The organism is Halobacillus sp. AWH4_228 (genome assembly GCF_056158365.1).
Map to the genome: position 1 here is coordinate 3752542 of NZ_JBSWTE010000001.1, position 16279 is coordinate 3768820.

Sequence of the window (16279 nt, forward strand, 5' to 3'; positions counted from 1 at the left end):
GGCCCGGTTTCCCGGACCTTTTTTCATGCATCAGGCAGATGTTTTTTCCTTCTCTCTCTTCCCTTTTTCAAGAGCGGCCTTATCAGCACGCAGTGCCTTGTAAAGGGAAACAACCATGAGAATCATGATGAAGGAAAACGGGAAGGCGGCAGAAATCAGAGCATTCTGGAGCGCCTGCAATCCTCCGGAATACAACAGCACAGCCGCCATGGAAGACTGGACGATCCCCCATGCGAACTTCACCATTGTCGGGGGAGTGAGCGACCCGTTCGTCGTCTGCATGCCCAGCACAAAGGTTGCAGAGTCTGCAGATGTAATAAAGAACGTTCCAATCAGTGTCATAGCAATAATAGAAAGAATCAAACCTAATGGATAGTTATCAAACATTCCAAACATCACCTGTTCGGTAGCCAGTCCGGCCAGGTCGGCATCTCCTGACTGCTGCACTTTAATCGCCGAGGAACCGAAGGTGGAAAACCAAAGGAATCCGACAACCGACGGGACCAGAAGGACACCGGACAAGAATTCCCGGATGGTACGTCCTTTGGACACACGGGCAATAAAAATTCCGACAAACGGAGACCAGGCGATCCACCAGGCCCAGTAGAAGACGGTCCAGTCGTTGATCCATGCACGGTTTTCCTCATTATTCGGAGCCAGACGGAAACTCATCGTCGGCAGATTCTGCAAGTACGCCCCGATCGTATCCGTAAACATGTTCATAATGAAGAGCGTCGGCCCGACAATCAGCATAATGACAAGAAGAGCCAGCGCAAGGAACATGTTCGTATTACTTAAGTATTTAATCCCTTTGCTCAACCCTGTATAGGCTGACATCATGAACAGAACGGTAACAATCCCGATAATGATCAGCTGCACTCCAAAGGAATCCTCAATGGGAGTCAGGTAGGTCAGGCCGCCATTAATCTGAGCGGCACCGAAACCAAGGGTTGTCGCTACACCTACAATAGTGGCGAAGACGGCAATGATGTCGACCAGCTTGCCGAGCGGCCCCTTCATTTTATCTCCAAATATCGGCTCGAGTGTGGAGCTGATCAAAGCGGGAGCTCCGCGTCTGAATTTAAAATACGCAAGGACCAAGGCGACGATCGCGTAAATGCCCCACGCATGCACGCCCCAGTGGAAATAGACAAAACGCATGGATTCATTCAACGCCGCTGCTGTACCGGTTTCCGCTGTGGGTGCATTGTTAGCGTAGAAAAATATCGGTTCCGCAGCCCCCCAGAAGACAAGACCGATCCCCATGCCTGCACTGAAAAGCATGGCAAACCAAGTAGCATAATTATAATCCGGGGTGTCGCTTTCCTTTCCGAGCTTCATTTTACCGTACGGGCTGAATATCATATAAAGACAAAAAACGACGAATCCTGTAACGATTAATAAGTAATACCATCCAAAGTGAACAGAGATGTAAGACTGGATTTCACCTGTAATGGATTCCAGACTTCCCGGGGCCCATGCCCCCCAGATGACGGAAAATAATGCGATGGCCAGTGTAACCCAGAATACCGAGGTAACTTTTTGCATAATTTGCTCCTTTCTTCCTAAATAATGGTCATAGAGGATATGAAATGCGGGGAAAAAGTTGGGTCCTGCATAATTATCGAATACCCAAACCTAGAAAAATTAAACAATTGTCGTCATTTCCTGCATAAAAAAACAGCCCTTAAGATGAATAAGGACTCCTCGGATCAAAGTGTACCAGATTTTCCCGTAAACTCAAAAAAACGTCAAAAGCCGACAAATCCATACGGTCCAAGTCAACCTCCAAAGTTGGGTTCTTGAAGAACTATGCACATGTGAGCCCTTATGACTACCCTTATTTTTCCATAAATCATCTGCTACAATGAACAAAAATAAGGAGGTGGATGATGTTAAAAGGACAGTTAGTCGAACTGCGTCCAGTCGGAAGACATGACTTGGACCATTTATACAGATGGGCGAATGACGAACAGCTGGCCGACCTGGGTCACGGCAGCTCTTCCGCCTATCAAAACAACAACCCGAAGGAAGATATCGAAGCGTTTTACGAAAAAAACCTGACCCATCAGGCGTTATGGGAAAAAGGCCGTGTCTTTATTGTGTACACCATCGGCACGAACGTTCCGATTGGAAAATGCGATTACAGAGAACTAAACCCGGTCACACGTGCAGCGGAGGTGGGAATCAGCATCGGCGAGCGTGCCTACTGGGGACAGGGCTATGGACAGGATGTCTTATCCACCCTTTTAAAGCACCTGTTCTATACGTTGAACCTCGAGCGTGTGCAGATGGATACGTGGAGCGGCAACACCCAGGCCCTGCGGCTTTATGAGAAAGCGGGCTTCGTCGAAGAAGGACGTTTGAGGAAGAATGAATTCGTCCAGGGCTCTTATTATGATACGGTCCTTCTCGGTATGCTTAGAAATGAATTTGAAGCATAAAGAGAGACAAAGGTTTCCCAAGGAAAATGTAGGGAATTATATACACAACACCTCAGACCCTGCCCCTTTTTTTCTCACGTCATTCTTATGAAAGGAGACGACGATGAAAGATCACCTGAAAAACCCTGTATTCCTCATTTCCGCTTCTGTCATTCTCGTTCTTGTCGTAATTGGAGCGGTCAACCCGGAAGGTTTTGGTGCTGTAGCCGGAACCTTATTCGAATTCACAACCATCAATTTTGGCTGGTTTTACTTAATTTCTGTATTCGGCTTCGTCATTTTCCTTGTTGGACTTGGCTTAAGCAAATACGGAAAAATTAAAATCGGTCCGCCCGATTCCAAGCCGGAATTCCCATTCTTTACTTGGATCGGCATGCTTTTTTCCGCCGGTTTTGGTGTAGGCCTCGTTTTCTGGGGCGTTGCTGAACCGATGAGCCATTTCTTTGAAACACCGTTTTCTGAAATGGAAGCTCAGACAGAGGAAGCGGCGCGTGTCGCAATGGGCTACTCCTTCTTCCACTGGGGAGTCAACCAATGGTCCGTATTCACTATCGTCGGGCTGCTGATTGCTTTCCTGCAGTTCCGTAAAGAAAAAGACGGTTTGGTATCTACAGCCCTTGAACCTGTTCTCGGAAAGTCAAAGCCTGTCAAATACACCATCGACTCCCTTGCCGTGATTGCTACAGTCATGGGCATAGCGACTTCCCTCGGACTCGGCATCCTGCAGATGAATGGAGGATTGAATGCCGTCTTCGGCGTACCTAATAACACCACGATACAGCTTGTCATCACAGGCGTGCTTTTAATCTTATACTTAACCTCCTCCAGTACAGGGCTTGATAAAGGAATCAAGTGGCTCAGTAATTTGAATCTCGGCCTCTGTCTGCTGCTGCTTTTGTTCGTTTTCATTGCCGGTCCTACGGTTTTCATTTTAAACAGCTTCACCCTTGGTCTCGGAGATTATATTACGAACTTTGTGACCTACAGCCTGCGTCTCACCCCTTATGAGGGAGGGACATGGCTGAGAGAGTGGACGATCTTCTACTGGGCTTGGGTCATTGCCTGGTCCCCCTTCGTCGGTGCCTTTGTAGCCCGTGTTTCGCGTGGGAGAACGATCCGGGAATTCATCTTCGGTGTTCTCGTTGTCCCCCCACTCATTGCCTGTTTGTGGATTGCAACCTTCGGAGGAACCGCTTTAAACAGCGATCTGAATAATGGAACACAAATTGCACAGGCCGTCAGCAATGACGTCACCGTGGCTCTTTTTGAAACCTATGAGTTTCTTCCGCTGACCGGAATCCTGTCGCTGCTGTCCATCTTCCTGATTGCTACGTTTCTAATAACATCGGCAGACTCAGCAACCTACATCCTTGCCAGCATGACGACGAACGGCAGTCTCACTCCTGCCCTTTTCATTAAGATTGTCTGGGGAGTACTGATGGCGGCCATCGCTGGTGTTCTATTGGTAGCTGGAGGTCTCGATGCGCTGCAGACAGCCTCTCTCGTATCGGCCCTGCCGTTCACGGTGATTATTATTCTCTTTATCTACGCCTTCCTGAAGATCATACGAAAGGAACCGCTCCCGCAGCGGAAGTATGATTCCAACGAAGACAACAGTCATAAAAAGAATGCATAGATCAAAAAAACAGCTGCCCTGCAAAGGACAGCTGTTTTTCTTATTCAACCGATTCCTGGATCACCAGGATCATACATCACTTCTGCGTTTCCAGCTCTGCTGTCCTGAATTTCATTCATAAGGGCGGACGAGGATGAAAAAAGAGAAAACATGAGAACGAAACCAACCATTGACGTTTGAAATGCTTTTTTCATTTTCAAAGCCTCCTAACAGGTTTTTAAACGTTTCATATACTCCAACGGGACACGGGCGAAAAAGTGATCGCCCCTTTCCTTAATAAAGCGCGTATAGGAACGATAAAGCATGTCCATATCCTCGTTCACATAACCGAGGTAGCTTTCCTGAAAAGGCGTAGGGGATGGAAGGGATTCCAATGCCTGACGGGCCTTTTCCAAGCGGCCTTCCGCCAGATCCAGGTGAGCCTGTTCCACGACATCCGTCGTTGATACGCCGGCTGTACGATGATGAAAGGCGGAAATGAACGGGATGGTGTGAACACGGATCATATCCGCAAAAGAAGATAATTCGTACTGATCAGCAATCGCCAGTGCTTTCGTCAGTGGATCCATAGCCGAATCGTAGCCGTTGAACAGCTGACAAAGAGCAAGAATGAAATACATACGGCTTTTCCGGCGCGGCGAAAGCTCCGTATTGATCATTTTGTAGGCATGCCGGCTGGCTAGAATCGGGTTGTCTGTTTTCCAATAATGGTGAAATAAAAGCTCCTGATACCGCTGATTGAGATAGTAGTACATCAATGGCTCATCCACGCTGGCCAAAGCACGGTCACAATCGTCGATGTATTTGTCCAGGGCTGTAAAAACTTTCAGATCATAATAAGCATAAATCATGAGAAAGAGATGAAGGCAGTGCAGGGAAGGATGACTGCATTGATACTGCTGCAGCAGGGTCAACTGCTCCCTTGACACGGGGGTTTCCACGCGTTGGAGCAGAAGGTTGTAAAGCGGAAGGACTTCCTGATGTATGTAAGGAGAATGGAGCACGACAGCTAAGTCCTCGAAGAAATCATTCATATAAAAGAATTCAAGGCAGGCCAGCTGATCATCGATGTGAGTCGGAAAATCACCAAGAATAACATCTCTTGTACGAAGCAGCGCTTCTTTTTGAGAGTGGATTTTAAGATTTTCCAGGTAAATCATGTACAACGAGGATGTATGCCGCATATGCAGGCTGGCCAACGGTCTCGGCTCTATTAATTGGTGATCCTTCATCAGTCCAAGGACTCCTCTCCTATATCTATTACCATTTTATTGAAAATTCTGCCATTTGTCTATATAAAGTTGAAGCACTGTTCAATCTTTAACCATCGATGATGCAGATTAAAAAATGGTTGAGGTAAGGAACCAGACGTTCCATAGAACAAGACTGTAGACAATCATTTTCTCACTGGGCGATCCCGTACGGAATGTAAGGAGGAACTGCTGATGCTTCTTAGAAAACGGATAAAAAAGCGGAATGCCTTTTTTCGTCAAGTAGTCACCGAACAAGTGAGAAATGACGCCGACCACCAGCCCGGCAGCAAGAACACGTGGAACTTGGAAGGCCTGTTCAAGAATTGCACTGTAGACAATCAACAGACCTACAAACAACAGGGAGTGTGTCATTTTTCTGTGCCCACGGATCATAATAAGAACCGGAAGGAGCATCATGACAAAAATCTTCAATTCGTCTCGATATGTATTCAAATAGGATGGGAAAAACAAGTAACACAAAAATGCGAGCGTAAAAATCGTCAGTAAGCCGCGCCAGAATTTCTGTCCGAACGTAGAGGTCGGCGTATCAATGTCTGGAAGCAGCGAACCAATTAAAACAAAAACTAAAAATAAAACCATTTGAAACGGCCGCTCGGAAACAACTTCAAAAGCAGGAATCAACGTCAACGCGCCTACCCCGAAGGTGAAGCCGACAACCTGGTGTCCTGGTGCCATCATGGAGTATGCCGCTCCCCTTTCTTCTTTTTCAAACTAAAAAAATAAACCCACACTAAAGTGGGCTTTCGGTTAACAGTCTTTCTCAGGAAGACCGGTCATTTGAAACTTCGGCCCTTCCATCGTCTGTTTTCCTTCTATAGTCAACGGTTCAATTAAATGAGCAATTCTCTGGTCAACGGCGACCGGAATCGAATTGATATAATGCAGTTCGTCGTCGGCTTCAGGTTCGCCGAGTGTCATACCGATATCAGGCTCACCGCAGCCATATCCGGCAAAAAACAACCGGAGGCCCGGTGCCTCTTCCTCTTCTAATATCTGCTGCAGTAAGTCGCGCGCTTCATCGGTGATTTGCACAGCTCTTCACCCCTTCCATTATAAAATACCACACGCCTGATGGAAATAGAAATCATCCGCCTAAACGCCCATAAAAAAATCCCGGGGGCAAACCCCGGGATTTTTTCCTTCTTATCGATTATACCGCCTGAGCATTGATCTCTACATCAATGTTGCCGCGTGTAGCTTTGGAATAAGGGCATACTTTATGAGCTTCTTCTGCAAGCTCTTCCGCTTCTTCCTGAGATACACCTTTAATTTTTACATTAAGGACAACACCGACTTTAAAGCCATTGTCTGCTTCATCTTTCATGAGACTTACGTCAGCAGTGATTTCAGAATCGATATCCTTTTTCTGATTGCTTGCCACGAGGTTCAGGGCACCATCATAGCAGGCAGAATATCCTGCAGCAAACAGCTGTTCAGGGTTTGAACCTTTTTCTGAACCTTCACCCGGCATGGTCAGGTTCAGATCAATAAGACCGTCATCAGATTTTACGTGTCCATTACGTCCACCTTGGGCTGTTGCGTGCGCTGTAAACATAACTTTACTCATCATTATCACTCCTTGACTAGTATAGAGACTCCATCCATTACATACCTCATCTTCCCTGATGGTAAACCTTTCTATTCCTTGTACACCCGAAATTCGTCCTGCAGCGATTCTGGTGCCATCTTCACCATCCACTGAAGAATGTACGTAAAAACAGCCAGATCATCGACAATGCCAAAGAAAACGAGCACGTCCGGAATCAGGTCCCATGGAAAAACAAGATAAGCGGCCAGAAGAAGAACGGAAATCCATTTCTTTTTCATACTTACCTGCCTGGACTGAAAAAAGCGGATGATAAACGGGACAGACTTCCGCACATTAAAAAGAAACTTGATTCTTCTCCAGAAACGTATCATTCCTCATCCCTCCCCTTTTATTCATTCCCTGTTTGAGCGCTGGTACAGCCACTGCTTTCCATTGCTTTCGCTGTGCGTATACTTTACCATAAAAAGGAGAACAACCCGGAATCACAGAGAGAGAATAGCCCAGACAACACCATTGGCATATACTATAAACAAAGACCAAAAGGGGAGAAGGATGTCATGAAGATCTTGCTGCTCAACGGAACAATTGTCGGAAAAAAAACACGGACCCTGCTAAATGAAATAGATAAATACATTCAACTGCTGCCAGATGATCACGAAACGAAAATCATCGACCTGGAAAATTACGAACTTCAATTCGTCGACGGACGTCCGGCCGAGGAATACAACCAGGATATGCAGCGCCTGATCCAGGAAATTGAGGAAGCCGATGCCTATGTGATCGCGACCCCTATTTTCCAGGGCTCCATTCCAGGAACATTGAAAAACGTATTTGATGCCGTATCACCACTGGCTATGCGCTATAAACCCGTCACCATCATCGCCAACGGCGGAACACTTCAGCACCACCTGGTTATCGAAAATCAACTGAAACCCATTCTGAACTACTTCCGCTGCATGGTCACACCGAACTACGTCTATACCCATACCAATCATTTCTCCACCGACGGCGAGCTCATCGACGAAGACGTCCGCAGCCGCCTCAAAGAAATGACCATCGTCTTTAACCAATACCTGCAAATGAGCCGCCATTTAGAACCCGATAAGTAAAAGAGGGTGTGGAGAGGAGCGGGGAGGCCTGACACGTATAAGCCGGGCATTGCAGTGAAGGGAACTTTCTTCACGAAAATGAACGGCTTATATCGCGAAGGACTGCTCCTCGGAACCGGATTACAAAAAAAGAAATGCGGAGGCGCCCTGTTCAGACCCGACAAGCTTAAGCAGATCTTTTTTCGGCGGGTTGTGCCGGTAAAAAGATCTGCTTAAGACCTCGAGGGGCTGGGCGCTGGAGCTGGACATGATCAGGGTGTGGAGAGGAGCGGGGAGGCCTGACACGTATAAGCCGAGCATTGCAGTGAAGGGAACTTTCTTCACGAAAATGAACGGCTTATATCGCGAAGGACTGCTCCTCGGAACCGGATTACAAAAAAAAGAAATGCGGAGGCGCCCTGATCAGCCCATGGAATATAGGCATCAATGAAAAAATCCCTGACAGTAACCTGTCAGGGATTTTTTTCATACGCGTCCGAGAACCTTGCTCACATAATTTTCTGTTTCGCGGAAAGGAGGAATACCTCCGTACTTATCAACATTACCCGGCCCGGCATTATACGCGGCAAGAGCCAGGGACGGATCATCATTGTAGCGGTCAAGCATTTGTTTCAGATACTTGGTCCCTCCCATAATGTTCTGTTCCGGATCCAAAGGGTTCTCCACTCCCAGACCCCTTGCTGTCGCGGGCATCAACTGCATAAGTCCCTGGGCTCCGGCATGACTCACAACATCTGCATCAAAATTGGATTCGGTCTGAATGACAGAACGAATCAGACTTTCATCCACCCCGTATTGGGAAGATGCCTTCAATATCCAATCATCCAGGCTTCCTGATTCTTTTGTTTGTCCAGCAGGAGCCGGCTGCTGCTTCGGTGCTGTTGTCACCGGAGAAGCCAAAGGTCGATCTGCCCCGTTTAAATAAAGGGACTCTGTATTCATCGACACGGGAGAAACCCCTGCCGCAAACGCCTGACTGACTGCCGCTTGAAACAAATCCTGAAAGGACAAACCCTGCAGATCCTGTCCACCATTCCCCTGCTGAGCGCTGCCCAAAAAAGAAAAGCTCTGCATCTGCATCATCCATTGAAGCTTGTTGACATCCATTGCTTCCACCTCGTCTCATTGATATGTAAAGTGTACAGGATGCGTCAACTTCCGACAATCACTTGTTGGATCATTTTTACAAGTTTCCAGACTTAGACAAAACTTGAGAAAAAACTTTCCTGAATCACTCATTTAAGTACCGTTTCACGCTCTCTTTTTCCCAAAGCAGAACCCACCGGAGCAGTGGTACAATAAAAGAAGCAAAAGAGTTTCCTCATCACCGTAAGTGGGATGGCGTGCAGGTTGTCCACGTCTTCAGCGATTGTTACATCGTAACTGTTCTTACATAGGTACACTCTTTTGTCTCTTACGTCGAATGACCCTATTATTTTTCCCCGCCAGGAAAAATAACCTGTAGATTTCATGGTACGTCTTCCCTCATCGAAAGACGAGCACCATCTCCCTTTTGTTTTCAAAAGGGAGTTTTTTTTTTGTTTTTCATGAAGGACAAAATATTTTCCAAAAGATAAATATTGCCTGCCTGCTCCTCATATATTGAAAGTACAAAGGAGGTGGGAAACCATCATGGAATTCAACAACAATGCATTTTATTTCCTGGCTGCTCTGCTCGCTGGTTACGCCCTGTTCAGCTTAGGTGATACGGGTGGAAATTTCTTTGATCAGTTCTTGTACTATGCAGGCTACATTGCGATGATTCTGTTCTCATTTGTACTTATATTTACTGGCTTAGCACGGTTCCTCAAACAATATCAATAATAAAAAAAGGACTGCTCCCGGCAGTCCTTTTCATATTCCAAACCATCGTTTTAAGAAACTTTTACGCTCGGGAGCTTCTTCCTTTACTGCGGGGGGATGATAATGAATCTCTTCTTTTTCCACCGCATAATCGAGCGTTAACACTGCCCCGTACTCCGTTTCGGTATCCTGGTTGGAGATGGTTGTATGATGAATGTTATGCTTTTCCGCTGTATCCTTTAACGGCGATAAAAAGCGGTAGCTGATCTCCCCGTTCAATAACAGCGTCGCGTCGGGGTTGCGGCTCATTTCCTTTTCCAGCTCCCCAAAACCTTCCTCCTGTATCACTTGTCCGTTTGTCAGCGCAAGGAGAATCCGTTCCCGCAGCGTACCTAAAAATTGTCTGCGTTCACCCGGGTTGGTTTCTCTGCTTCCGTATATCCCTTCCTGCAGGTAATCCTCCAGATCCGGTTTTTTCATTTTTCCATCACCTCACCCTTCTATTATGAACGTTCAAACAACGGACATCCATTCAAAAAGCCCAGGAAAAAAGGACGGGTCCTGCGACACCGTCCTAAGGTACAGAGATTACTTCTATATGAGAAGGAAGAACATCAAGAACGACCGGAAGAGGATCTCCCTCCTCCCCATCCACATTGGTTTTCACCGTTTCCCCGGAAGAGATCTCCACCCGGCGGGATTTGAAATACTCAACCGAGGAATCTTCCTGCAATTCGCCTCTTAAAATGGATGTAACGATAGAGGCAAGGCGCATCATGTTCATACGCGGAAGAATGAAACAGTGCAGCATCCCGTCATCCACTTCTGCGTCAGGCGCCAGGCGCTCAAATCCACCTGTAGAATTTGTTAGAGCGGCCAGAAAAAGGAACGCGTCCCCTTCCCACGTTTTATGGTCATCGAACTGAATGGTCAGCGGACTTGTTCCGTCTGAAGAGAGCGTTTTGATTCCTTCCATCACATAGGCAAGCGGACCGAAACGCGTCTTCTGCTCCGGACTGACTTCATACGTCGCTTCTGCGAGAGCTCCGACAGCTGTAATATTCACAAAATACCGGTCGTTCACTTTACCTATATCCACTTTCCGGGAATGGTCATTACGCAGCAGCTGGACCGCTTCATCTGGATGAAGCGGTATATTCAAAGCTCTGGCGAAATCATTGACGGTCCCCAGTGGAATAACAGCCAGAAGAGGCCGGTGTTCCTGGTCGACCATGCCGTTAATGGTTTCATGAAGTGTTCCATCTCCTCCAAGAGAAACGACCAGATCATACGCTTCTTTACAGGCATTCCGGCAGTATTTGGTAGCATCCAATTCTTTTTCGGTCTGCACCTCTTTCACAGCATATCCCTTATCTTCAAGTATCTCCTGAATTTCAGCCACATACGTAAGGGCTTCCTCTTTACCAGAAGAAGGATTGACGATCAGCATTGCGCTTTTCATGATTCAGCCTCCCTGCAGCCGGGGCCTTATTCTTCCGAACCCCTGCCGAGTAAATGTTCAGGATATTGATACACCGTCCGCACAGGAATGAATCCGAACGATTGGAAGAACTCCTGTCCTCCATGTCCCGCTCCCTGCCATTCCACTTGGATGTCTTCGACGTCCTGCGCTTGCATCCAATCCAGTAAGGAGCGGCACAACTGTGTACCGATGCCTTCCCTGCGGTAAAATTCATCGACATACAGTTCTTCGATCCGTCCCTTTCTTTCCTCAGCGGCAATCGAATTGATTACAGCAAGTCCGTAGCCGATCAGCCGGCCTTCCACTTCGGCGGCGATCAGTTTCTGTTCCGGCGCGGCATTCGTAAACTGATCAGCAGCCCAGAATTTCCGCTCCCGGAGTACATCTCCTGAGAGTTGTCCTTCCTGTTCATCTTTCACGGCATGGAGAAAATCCACGGCATATCTTGTAAAGTGCATTAAATCCCTGTCCTCTACTTCCCTGATCACTGCCAAATCAAACGCCTCCTCTACTTCTTGCGAACCACCTGATATTCCGGGGTTTCTTCTATTACATTATGCGCAAAAGAGCACACAGGGTCGATCATTAATTTATGTTTTCTCGCATAATTCACAGCTTCATCTACGAGCTCCCTGCCAAGCCCTTGTTCACGCTCGGCCGGATCCACATGAGTGCTCAGAATGATCATTGTATCATCTTCCACATCAAAAACCAGTTCGGCGGCTGGATCCTGTTTTTCTCCCATATAAAGTCTTCCTTTTTCTTCATGAATCATTCGTTCCATGTTCAACTCCCCTTTCATATAAAAAGCATTCCCTCCTTCCGATAAGAAAAACATCCATGGAAGGCCCATGGATGTTAAGAAATATAAAGGAAGATGCTTCAGGCTGTCGGCTTCAAATCTTCTTCCAGCGGGATGTTCCGCTGCAGGCCGCGCTTGGCCGCTATAAAGAAAGCTGTTACAACCCCCACTGTAATGACCGCAGCCAGCCCATAAGCTACATTCAACGGAAGGCCGAATCCGATTGGCGCATTGATGATATACGTGAATGTAGCCATCGTCATGAATGCGGCCGGAACAGCGGCGATCCAATAGTTTTTTCGGGCGAGGAACAGATACATCGCACCCACCCACAGCGCAATGACAGCCGTGGATTGGTTCGCCCAGGAGAAGTATCTCCAAAGCAGAGTGAAGTCAATGCGTGTCAAAGCAAAAGAAATGACAAACAACGGCAGCGCAATCCAGATACGGCTGGTCAGCTTTTTCTGGGAGATGTTCAAGTAGTCGGCGATAATCATCCGGGCACTACGGAAAGCTGTGTCCCCCGAAGTGATCGGCAGAATAATGACACCAAGAACAGCAAGCGTCCCGCCAAACGCTCCAAGCATAGCAATCGATACTTCACTGACGACCGCAGCAGGGCCGCCACTGGCAAGGACTTCATTCAAGCCTCCGGATCCGCCGAACAGGCTCATTGCAGCAGCTGCCCAGATCATGGCAATAATCCCTTCCGCAATCATCATGCCGTAAAAAATGCGGCGTCCCTGCTTCTCTTTCTGAGTCGTTCTTGAAATAATCGGCGTCTGGGTGGCATGAAATCCGGACAACGCCCCACAGGATATCGTTAGAAATAACAGCGGGAAGATCGGTGCGTTGTCAGGGTGCATGTTCGTCATGGACAACTCTGGAATCGGTGCGCCTGTAGCTACAAGAGATACGCCGACTCCAATGGCACTGATTAATAACAACGCTCCGAAGACCGGATAGAAACGGCCGATTATTTTATCGATTGGAAGCATCGTAGCAAGTAGATAATAAACAAATATTGCTGCCAGAATAACAGGAAGGGACAGCCAGCTGTTCGTCATATTGTGCAGAAGATCAGCTGGAGCTGTTACAAACACAGTTCCGACGAGAACGAGAAGCAGGATAGCAAAGGCGTTTACTACATGCTTCATCACTTTTCCAAGAAACCTGCCCGCCAGTTCAGGCAGATGAGCCCCACGGTTTCGAATCGATATCATTCCAGTTAAATAATCATGCACAGCACCAGCGAAGATGCAGCCAAATACGATCCACAAAAACGCGACAGGACCATAAAGTGCCCCAAGAATAGGACCGAAAATCGGTCCGACTCCGGCAATGTTCAAAAGCTGGATCAACGAGTTCCGTTTTTCCCCCATCGGCAGATAATCCACGCCGTCCCCATGTGTATATGCAGGAGTCTCACGGCCCGTTTGAACTCCGAACTGCTTTTCTACATATTTCCCATAAGTAAAGTATCCGACGATTAAAAGTGCAATACTGACTAGAAATGTAATCATCAGCTGTTCTCCCCTCTTCTTTGTAATCGGTTGCATAAAGTTTATCATGGTAACGCTTACAAAAGAGGGGGTTCTGTTTATCATGTCGTTACTCGTGTTCAACATGCAGAAAAGACGCATCGAAAAAGAATGCGTCTTTTAAAGCTCCAGCTTTTTCCGTAAATCCTTTACATAGTTCCTGCTCACCGAAAGCTTTTCTTCCGCTCCCCGGAGTTCGAGCTGCCAGGCTCCATTAAACCATGGAGTGAGCCGGTAGATATAATCAAGGTTGACGAGATAGCTCTTATGGATCCTGAAAAAGGAGAACGGCTGAAGCCGCTCCTCCACATCTTTCAATGCATCATTTGTCTCATAGACAGCTGTCCGGCCGACGATTTTCGTTGCCCTGTCCTCTCTGTACACGTACATAATATCTGAAGGGTTGAGGTATTCAATGGTGTCGTCCACCTCAACTGCAAACTTGGTTGGAACCGAACCCGGACTGTGATCTGTCTGAGGCTGCAGCTTCTTTTCAACCCGTCTGATCGTTTCAGCCAGCTGTTTCTCATCAAACGGCTTAAGCAGATAATCGAGCGCCTGATGGCGGAACGCTTCTACGGCAAAATCCGGATACGCTGTAGCGAACACGATTTCGGGCACCTTTTTCAAGTCCTTCACGGCAGAGGCTGCAGCCAGTCCATCCATTTTCGGCATCTCAACATCCAGAAACATAACGTCCGGCTGGTATTTTAAAGCTGCCACAATGGCTTCATCACCGGAAGCCGCTTCTCCAACAACCTTGATCTGTTCAAAATCTTGAAGCAGGAATTTCAATTCTTCACGGCTGAAGCGTTCATCATCGACAATCAGTACTTTCATGTCAGTCATGCCGTTTCCTCCTGTTCCACCAGAGGAAGAGTGAAGCTGATCCGCGTTCCCTTTCCGGGCCTGCTTTCGATGTGCAGTTTCGCTTCTTCCCCATGCATATATTCCAAGCGTTTATTGACATTATACAAACCAAATCCCGCCCCTTTATCTGAATCTACGACTCCGTCCCCAAGCTGTTCAAGACGGTCCGGGTCTATCCCTCTGCCGTTATCAGCAATCGATACGTGCACACGGGCCCCCTCCTTCTGTATGGCCAGAGTAATCCGTGCTTCTTCATCCTGATCCTTAACCCCATGTTTCATACTGTTCTCCACGAGAGGCTGCAGCGTAAGCGGGGCTATTTCAGCGGATAAAGCGGACTCATCGATGTCATAATCAATCTTCAATCGGTCTACAAATCGTGTTTCTTCTATTAAGAGGTAGGCACGCACATGCTTCAACTCCTCCGCCAGGCTGACCCGGGTCTTCGTTGTCGCCCCCAGATTCTGACGGAAAAATTTAGAGAGTGCGATGAGCAGGGAACGGGCTTTATCCGGCTCTGTACGTGTCAAAGAAACGATAACGTTCAACGAATTGAACAAAAAGTGGGGATTCACCTGTGCCTGCAGCGCCTTCACTTCGGCTTTTCTTGCCATCTCTTCCGCCTGGTCGGCATCTGCCAGTTCAAGCTGCTGGCTGAGGAGGGCGCTCAGCCCCTGAATCAGTTCCAGAAGGACCGTTGATATTTCTTTCTCTGTTCTTACATAAAATTTCAATGTCCCCACCACTTCCTCCCGTTTTTTCAGAGGTACGATGACAGCCGCTCCCAGCGGGCAGTCTTTGTGCTGACACTGAATGTCCTCATGTCCGGCAATCACGCGGCGGCCGGAGCGGATAACCTCCCTTGTCGCATCGGTTTGAATCGCTTCCCCGTAATGATGATGATCATCAGCCAGGCCGACATGAGCCAGTATCGTCTGCTTATCCGTCATGGATATAGCGCTTACACCAACTTTATCATAAATGATCCGGCATGCTCTTGCTGCCGATTCCTTCGTCAAGCCTTTACGCAGGTGGGCAACCGTCAATTCAGCCAGTTTCAGGGCCTTCTGCGCCTGAACAGCACCAGCCTTCTCCTCCTCATTTAACACATTACGGATAATGAGCAGAAAAAGAGCAGACCCGACACCATTGGCAGCAATCATCGGAAGACCGATTTCCTGAACCAGCTCCCACGCTCTTGTAAACGGCTGTGCCATCAGGAGGATGATTCCCATTTGGATCGTCTCTGCCAGGGCACCGACGAACAACGCCGTTTTCAGTTTCAAAGGCTTCCCTTTTTTATGAAAAAATCCGGCAATCAAACCAGCAACGACAGCGGAAACACCACAGGCCAGACCTGTAAATCCTCCGAGGAAATACCGGTGAAACCCTGCAATCAATCCTGCCCCCAGGCCGATACGCCAACCACCGAACAGACCAGCGGCCACGATACCGATAACCCTGGAGTTCGCCAGTGCTTCTGTATCCACCAGTTGATACGCCCAACGACCGAATTCCAGGGAACTTGTATCATACGTAATGCCTGTATATGTGCCGATCATTCCGAACAGGCCGAAAAATCCGATCGCAGTCATCTGCTGTTTCCCTGTTAATATCTTCTGGTCGGCCAGTTCACGGAAAAAGTGGAACCGGGTAAAGATAAAGGCAGCCGTGACGATGATTCCAAGCCGTTCCAGCATAGGAAGAAAAAGTTCAAACATCGCACATTCCTCTTTCTATCTTTTTTTCTATTGTAGCACGCTTCCTA

At 47.7% G+C, this 16279-nt stretch carries 19 protein-coding genes; 4 read left to right on the forward strand and 15 right to left on the reverse strand.

Annotation, left to right across the window (positions count from 1 at the left end; genetic code table 11):
- Nucleotides 1-30: 30 nt before the first annotated feature.
- Nucleotides 31-1548 carry a glycine betaine uptake BCCT transporter gene (locus ACXADP_RS19340; protein WP_474972246.1) on the reverse strand — a complete coding sequence of 506 codons (1518 nt, stop codon included), beginning with the start codon at nt 1546-1548 and terminating at the stop codon, nt 31-33.
- A 344-nt stretch (nt 1549-1892) separates the two neighbouring features.
- On the opposite strand from ACXADP_RS19340, the gene ACXADP_RS19345 reads away from it, so the two are divergent.
- Entirely contained in the window at nt 1893-2444 is a 552-nt protein-coding gene (locus tag ACXADP_RS19345; RefSeq protein WP_474967160.1) for a GNAT family N-acetyltransferase, read from the forward strand.
- Between the two features lie 103 nt (nt 2445-2547).
- A complete protein-coding gene (locus tag ACXADP_RS19350) occupies nt 2548-4080 on the forward strand; it encodes a BCCT family transporter (RefSeq protein ID WP_474967159.1) in 1533 nt (510 codons plus the stop codon).
- A gap of 44 nt (nt 4081-4124) precedes the next feature.
- On the opposite strand, the gene ACXADP_RS19355 is transcribed toward ACXADP_RS19350, so the two are convergent.
- The 6 genes from ACXADP_RS19355 to ACXADP_RS19380 form a co-directional block, all read right to left on the reverse strand.
- The gene (locus ACXADP_RS19355; protein WP_474967158.1) at nt 4125-4274 is read right to left on the reverse strand and encodes a hypothetical protein; all 150 of its coding nucleotides are present in this window, start codon (nt 4272-4274) and stop codon (nt 4125-4127) included.
- Nucleotides 4275-4286: 12 nt separating this feature from the next.
- A complete protein-coding gene (locus tag ACXADP_RS19360) occupies nt 4287-5312 on the reverse strand; it encodes an AimR family lysis-lysogeny pheromone receptor (RefSeq protein ID WP_474967157.1) in 1026 nt (341 codons plus the stop codon).
- Between the two features lie 108 nt (nt 5313-5420).
- Complete coding sequence (locus ACXADP_RS19365) at nt 5421-6032, reverse strand: metal-dependent hydrolase (protein ID WP_474967156.1); 612 nt, start codon at nt 6030-6032, stop codon at nt 5421-5423.
- Between the two features lie 69 nt (nt 6033-6101).
- Nucleotides 6102-6386 (reverse strand): iron-sulfur cluster assembly accessory protein, encoded by a 285-nt coding sequence (locus tag ACXADP_RS19370; RefSeq protein ID WP_027956825.1) that lies wholly within the window; start codon nt 6384-6386, stop codon nt 6102-6104.
- Nucleotides 6387-6504: 118 nt separating this feature from the next.
- On the reverse strand, nt 6505-6921 hold the full coding sequence (locus ACXADP_RS19375) for an organic hydroperoxide resistance protein (protein ID WP_027956826.1): 417 nt from the start codon (nt 6919-6921) through the stop codon (nt 6505-6507).
- Nucleotides 6922-6992: 71 nt separating this feature from the next.
- Nucleotides 6993-7274 (reverse strand): YkvA family protein, encoded by a 282-nt coding sequence (locus tag ACXADP_RS19380; protein WP_474967155.1) that lies wholly within the window; start codon nt 7272-7274, stop codon nt 6993-6995.
- A gap of 186 nt (nt 7275-7460) precedes the next feature.
- Here ACXADP_RS19380 and ACXADP_RS19385 point away from each other — a divergent pair, with 186 nt between their 5' ends.
- Entirely contained in the window at nt 7461-8012 is a 552-nt protein-coding gene (locus ACXADP_RS19385; protein ID WP_027956828.1) for an NADPH-dependent FMN reductase, read from the forward strand.
- Nucleotides 8013-8477: 465 nt separating this feature from the next.
- On the opposite strand, the gene ACXADP_RS19390 is transcribed toward ACXADP_RS19385, so the two are convergent.
- The gene (locus ACXADP_RS19390) at nt 8478-9119 is read right to left on the reverse strand and encodes a lytic transglycosylase domain-containing protein (protein ID WP_474967154.1); all 642 of its coding nucleotides are present in this window, start codon (nt 9117-9119) and stop codon (nt 8478-8480) included.
- Between the two features lie 525 nt (nt 9120-9644).
- Here ACXADP_RS19390 and ACXADP_RS19395 point away from each other — a divergent pair.
- Entirely contained in the window at nt 9645-9836 is a 192-nt protein-coding gene (locus ACXADP_RS19395; protein ID WP_027956831.1) for a hypothetical protein, read from the forward strand.
- 30 nt (nt 9837-9866) lie between these two features.
- On the opposite strand, the gene ACXADP_RS19400 is transcribed toward ACXADP_RS19395, so the two are convergent.
- From ACXADP_RS19400 to ACXADP_RS19430, 7 genes are all read right to left on the reverse strand, one after another.
- Nucleotides 9867-10295 carry a YueI family protein gene (locus tag ACXADP_RS19400; RefSeq protein ID WP_474972247.1) on the reverse strand — a complete coding sequence of 143 codons (429 nt, stop codon included), beginning with the start codon at nt 10293-10295 and terminating at the stop codon, nt 9867-9869.
- 94 nt (nt 10296-10389) lie between these two features.
- Nucleotides 10390-11277 (reverse strand): diacylglycerol/lipid kinase family protein, encoded by an 888-nt coding sequence (locus ACXADP_RS19405; protein WP_474967152.1) that lies wholly within the window; start codon nt 11275-11277, stop codon nt 10390-10392.
- 26 nt (nt 11278-11303) lie between these two features.
- On the reverse strand, nt 11304-11786 hold the full coding sequence (locus ACXADP_RS19410; protein ID WP_474970329.1) for a GNAT family N-acetyltransferase: 483 nt from the start codon (nt 11784-11786) through the stop codon (nt 11304-11306).
- A gap of 20 nt (nt 11787-11806) precedes the next feature.
- Nucleotides 11807-12082, reverse strand: a complete 276-nt coding sequence (locus ACXADP_RS19415; RefSeq protein ID WP_474967151.1) for a GNAT family N-acetyltransferase — start codon at nt 12080-12082, stop codon at nt 11807-11809.
- A gap of 98 nt (nt 12083-12180) precedes the next feature.
- Complete coding sequence (locus ACXADP_RS19420) at nt 12181-13623, reverse strand: carbon starvation CstA family protein (RefSeq protein WP_474967150.1); 1443 nt, start codon at nt 13621-13623, stop codon at nt 12181-12183.
- Nucleotides 13624-13761: 138 nt separating this feature from the next.
- On the reverse strand, nt 13762-14490 hold the full coding sequence (locus ACXADP_RS19425; RefSeq protein ID WP_474972248.1) for a LytR/AlgR family response regulator transcription factor: 729 nt from the start codon (nt 14488-14490) through the stop codon (nt 13762-13764).
- Nucleotides 14487-16232, reverse strand: a complete 1746-nt coding sequence (locus ACXADP_RS19430) for a LytS/YhcK type 5TM receptor domain-containing protein (protein WP_474967148.1) — start codon at nt 16230-16232, stop codon at nt 14487-14489. Before ACXADP_RS19430 ends, ACXADP_RS19425 begins: the two co-directional genes overlap by 4 nt.
- Between the last annotated feature and the right edge of the window lie 47 nt (nt 16233-16279).